General features: G+C 60.6%; 4 protein-coding genes. 1 reads left to right on the top strand and 3 read right to left on the bottom strand.

Annotation, left to right across the window (positions count from 1 at the left end; translation table 11 throughout):
• Positions 1–196: 196 nt before the first annotated feature.
• On the top strand, positions 197–1,321 hold the full coding sequence (gene recF, locus AC5DC2_RS19575) for a DNA replication/repair protein RecF (RefSeq protein ID WP_024706753.1): 1,125 nt from the start codon (positions 197–199) through the stop codon (positions 1,319–1,321).
• A gap of 8 nt (positions 1,322–1,329) precedes the next feature.
• Here recF and AC5DC2_RS19570 read toward each other — a convergent pair whose 3' ends face one another.
• The 3 genes from AC5DC2_RS19570 to nrdE form a co-directional block, all read right to left on the bottom strand.
• Complete coding sequence (locus tag AC5DC2_RS19570) at positions 1,330–1,533, bottom strand: SlyX family protein (RefSeq protein ID WP_036236057.1); 204 nt, start codon at positions 1,531–1,533, stop codon at positions 1,330–1,332.
• 132 nt (positions 1,534–1,665) lie between these two features.
• A complete protein-coding gene (gene nrdF / locus AC5DC2_RS19565) occupies positions 1,666–2,643 on the bottom strand; it encodes a class 1b ribonucleoside-diphosphate reductase subunit beta (RefSeq protein WP_024706751.1) in 978 nt (325 codons plus the stop codon).
• A 17-nt stretch (positions 2,644–2,660) separates the two neighbouring features.
• Positions 2,661–4,751, bottom strand: a 2,091-nt coding sequence (gene nrdE, locus AC5DC2_RS19560; RefSeq protein WP_491699679.1) for a class 1b ribonucleoside-diphosphate reductase subunit alpha, incomplete at its 5' end; no start/stop codon positions are given.

Raw genomic sequence — 4,751 nt, 5'->3', positions numbered from 1 at the left:
ATCGATTCCGATTTTCGGGCCGATGCGCTAGAGATTGGAGGCGTCGGGATATGCCCGACGCCTTTCTTGTTTGTTGATCCCGCCGCCCGATCCGTTACGCCGGGATGACGGAGGACCAAGGCAGACCGTGGATCCGGCCTTTCACCGGCTGCGCTTTTGTCCCATAAGGGGCGAACCGACAAGAACAGAAACCGCCATGCTGCCTTCCATCTTCCTCACCGCGCTGAAACTGACCGATTTCCGCAACTATCCGCAGGCCGGGCTTGCGCTGGACGGGCGGCATGTGGTGCTGACGGGTGAGAACGGTTCGGGCAAGACCAATCTTCTGGAGGCTGTCTCCTTTCTCTCGCCCGGACGCGGCATGCGGCGGGCGTCCTATGCGCAGGTGGTGCGCAAGGGCGCGCCGGCCGGTTTCACCGTGTTTTCCGAGCTTGAGGGCATGGAAGGCAGCGTCGCCATCGGCACGGGCACGGATGGCGCGGAGGGGACGGGGCGCAGGGTCCGCATCAACGGCACCCAGGCGGCGTCCGGAGACGAACTCCTTGATCATGTCCGGGTGATCTGGCTGACGCCGGCCATGGACGGGCTTTTCACCGGACCGGCGGGCGATCGCCGGCGGTTTCTCGACCGGATGGTGCTGTCGATCGATCCCGCCCATGGCCGCCGCGTTGCCGATTTCGAGCGGGCCATGCGCTCGCGCAACCGGCTTTTGTCCGAGCGGCGGACGGAGCCTGCCTGGCTTTCCGGGCTTGAGGAACAGATGGCGGGGCTTGGCGTCGCCATGGCGCTGGCGCGGCGTGAACTGCTGTCGCTCCTGACCGGGTTGATCGCCGAAAGCGAGGCGGGTTCTCCCTTCCCTGCGCCCGAGATCGCGCTTGCCGGCTTCTTCGCCGACGCGGCGGATGCGCCGGCAATCGATCTTGAGGATCGCTATCGGGCCGTGCTGGAGGAGGAACGCTTTCGCGATGCGGCCGCCGGACGCACGCTGGAAGGTCCGCACCGCAGCGAAATGGCGGTGCGCCATGCGCAGAAGGAGATGGACGCCGCCCTTTGCTCGACGGGCGAGCAGAAGGCGCTGCTGCTCGGCCTTGTGCTGGCGCACGCGCGGCTGACGCGCCGCATCAGCGGCCATCCGCCGGTGATGCTGTTTGACGAGGTCGCCGCCCATCTGGATGAGGGGCGGCGCGCTGCCCTTTTCGCCCGCATTGCCGAAATCGGCGGCCAGGCCTTCATGACCGGAACTGACCGCTCGCTGTTTGAGGCGCTCGGCGATGACGGTCAGTTCTTCACTGTGTCTGACGGCAAAATTCGCGCCGACTGAGATGCGCCTCAGTAATGCGGCGGCTTGGTGACGGCGGGCCGTTCGCCGGCGCTTTCCTCAAGCTCGAGAAAGCGGTCGGTCAGAAGTTCGAACTTTTTCTCGAGACTCTCGATCTTCTTCCACTGTTGAGCCACCTGATCGGATAGCTCGTCAATGGTCTTGGTCTGGTAGGCGACGGTTTCTTCAAGACGGACAATGCGCTCTTCAGTCATATCAGCCTCCATGTTTTCCTGGGATGGGTCGGCGTATCATCCGCGAGGTAGGAATGTTTGCCGCCCCTGTCAACAAAGCAAAGGCGGCTCCACGCGGAACCGCCTCTGGTCATGCGGATGATCCGCAAGCGATCAGAAATCCCAGTCGTCATCCTCGGTGGCGACCGCCTTGCCGATGACATAGGACGAGCCGGAGCCGGAGAAGAAGTCGTGGTTCTCGTCGGCGTTCGGCGACAGCGCCGACAGGATTGCCGGATTGACCTTGCAGGCTTCCGCCGGGAACAGCGCCTCGTATCCGAGATTCATCAGCGCCTTGTTGGCGTTGTAATGCAGGAAGGCCTTCACGTCCTCGGTCAGGCCGACGCTGTCATAAAGCGCCTCGGTATATTTCGATTCGATCTCGTAAAGCTCGAACAGAAGGCCGAAGGCGAAATCCTTGATCGCCTGACGCTCGTCCTCGGAGACCTTCTTCAGGCCCTGCTGGAACTTGTAGCCGATATAATAGCCGTGAACCGCCTCGTCGCGAATGATCAGCCGGATCAAATCGGCGGTGTTGGTCAGCTTGGCGCGGCTCGACCAGTACATCGGCAGATAGAAGCCCGAATAGAACTGGAAGCTCTCGAGGAAGACGCTGGCGATCTTTTTGCGCAGCGGGTCGGTCGCGCGGTATTCGTGCAGGATCAGACGCGACTTCTCCTGGAGAAACGCATTTTCCTCCGACCAGCGATAGGCGTCGTCGACCTCGGCCATCGAGCACAGCGTCGAGAAGATCGACGAATAGGAGCGCGCGTGCACGGCTTCCATGAACGAGATGTTCGACAGAACCGCCTCTTCATGCGGTGTTACCGCATCCGGCATCAGGCTGATGGAGCCGATCGTGTTCTGTATGGTGTCGAGCAGCGTCAGGCCGGTGAAGACGCGGATCGTCAACTGCTGCTCGTTCTCCTTCAGCGTCGACCATGACGGAATATCGTTCGACAGCGGCACCTTCTCCGGCAGCCAGAAATTGCCCGTCAGACGGTTCCAGACTTCGAGATCCTTCTCGTCGGCAACGCGGTTCCAGTTGACGGCGCGCGGCACGGCGATGGCGGGTTTGGTCTGCATGTTCATGGTTTTCTTGCCCTTCATCACAGGCTGCAGGAGACGCAGCCTTCGACCTCGGTGCCCGAGAGCGCCATCTGCCGAAGACGGATGTAATAGATGGTCTTGATGCCCTTCTTCCAGGCGTATATCTGCGCCTTGTTGACATCGCGGGTGGTCGCCGTGTCGCGGAAGAACAGCGTCAGCGACAGGCCCTGGTCGACATGCTGGGTGGCAGCCGCATAGGTGTCGATGATCTTCTCCGGTCCGATCTCGTAGGCGTCCTGGTAATATTCGAGATTGTCGTTCGACATGAACGGCGCTGGGTAATAGACGCGGCCGATCTTGCCTTCCTTGCGGATCTCGATCTTGGACACGATCGGGTGGATCGAGGCCGTGGCATTGTTGATGTAGGAGATCGATCCGGTCGGCGGCACGGCCTGCAGGTTGCGGTTATAGAGCCCGCCCTTCATCACCGCGTCCTTCAGTGCCAGCCAGTCTTCCTGCGTCGGCAGGTCGATGCCGGCCTTTTCGAACAGGTCACGCACGCGCTCGGTCGCCGGCGCCCATTCCTTCTCGGTATATTTGTCGAAATATTCACCGCTGGCATATTTCGAGTTCTCGAAGCCGGCAAAGGAGACGCCGCGTTCGACGGCGATCCGGTTCGAGGCCTTCAGCGCGTGATAGGTCACGGCGTAGAAATACATATTGGTGAAGTCGACGCCTTCCTCCGAGCCGTAGAAGATGCGCTCGCGGGCGAGATAGCCGTGCAGGTTCATCTGGCCAAGCCCGATGGCATGGCTCTCGTCATTGCCCTTTTCGACCGACGGTACGGAGGAGATGTGGCTCATGTCGGACACGGCCGTCAGCGCGCGGATCGCGGTATCGACAGTACGGCCGAAATCCTCCGAATCCATCGCCATGGCGATGTTCATCGAGCCGAGATTGCAGGAAATGTCCTTGCCCATATGCTTGTAGGACAGGTCCTCGTTGAATTCGCTGGCTTCCGAAACCTGCAGGATTTCCGAGCAGAGATTGCTCATGGAAATCCGGCCTTCGACCGGATTGGCGCGGTTGGCGGTATCCTCGAACAGGATATAGGGATAGCCGCTCTCGAACTGCAGTTCGGCCAGCGTCTGGAAGAAGGCGCGGGCATTGATCTTCTTCTTGCGGATTTCCGGGTTGTCGACCATCTCGCGATAGTGCTTGGAAATCTCCACCTCGGTCATCGCCTTGCCGTAGACGCGTTCGACGTCATAGGGCGAAAACAGGTACATGTCCTCATTGTTGCGGGCGAGCTCGAAGGTGATGTCCGGGATCACCACGCCGAGCGACAGCGTCTTGATGCGGATCTTTTCATCCGCATTCTCGCGCTTGGTGTCGAGGAAGCGCATGATGTCCGGGTGGTGGGCGTTGAGATAGACCGCGCCAGCGCCCTGGCGCGCGCCAAGCTGGTTGGCGTAGGAGAAGGAGTCCTCGAGCAGCTTCATCACCGGGATGACGCCGGAGGACTGGTTCTCGATCTTCTTGATCGGCGCGCCGTGCTCGCGAATATTGGTGAGCGAAAGCGCCACGCCGCCGCCGCGCTTGGAAAGCTGCAGCGCCGAATTGATCGAGCGGCCGATACTCTCCATATTGTCTTCAACGCGCAGAAGGAAGCAGGACACAAGCTCGCCGCGGCTCTTCTTGCCGGCGTTGAGGAAGGTCGGCGTCGCCGGCTGGAAGCGGCCGGCGATGATTTCATCGACCAGTGCGGTCGCAAGCTGCTCGTCGCCCTTGGCCAGCGCCAGCGCCACCATGCAGACGCGGTCCTCATAGCGCTCCAGATAGCGTTTGCCGTCAAACGTCTTCAGCGTATAGGCGGTATAATATTTGAAGGCGCCGAGGAAGGTCTGGAAGCGGAACTTCTTGTCGAAGGCATGGTCCCACAGGTCGCGCACGAAGTTGAAGGAATACTGATCCAGCACTTCCTGCTCGTAATAGCCTTCATCGACCAGATAATCGAGCTTTTCCCGGAGGTTATGGAAAAACACGGTGTTCTGGTTCACATGCTGCAGAAAATACTGCTTGGCCGCCATCCGGTCCTTGTCGAACTGGATGTGCCCGTTCTCGTCATAGAGATTGAGCATCGCGTTCAG

The organism is Martelella sp. (assembly GCF_984369615.1).
This window is presented reverse-complemented; position numbering and strand designations above follow the sequence as displayed.

Bases quoted from the DNA above. Each gene is read 5' to 3' on its own strand.
- recF (WP_024706753.1), top strand. From the start codon at position 197: ATGCTGCCTTCCATCTTCCTCACCGCGCTGAAACTGACCGATTTCCGC.
- AC5DC2_RS19570 (WP_036236057.1), bottom strand. From the start codon at position 1,533: ATGACTGAAGAGCGCATTGTCCGTCTTGAAGAAACCGTCGCCTACCAG.
- nrdF (WP_024706751.1), bottom strand. From the start codon at position 2,643: ATGAACATGCAGACCAAACCCGCCATCGCCGTGCCGCGCGCCGTCAAC.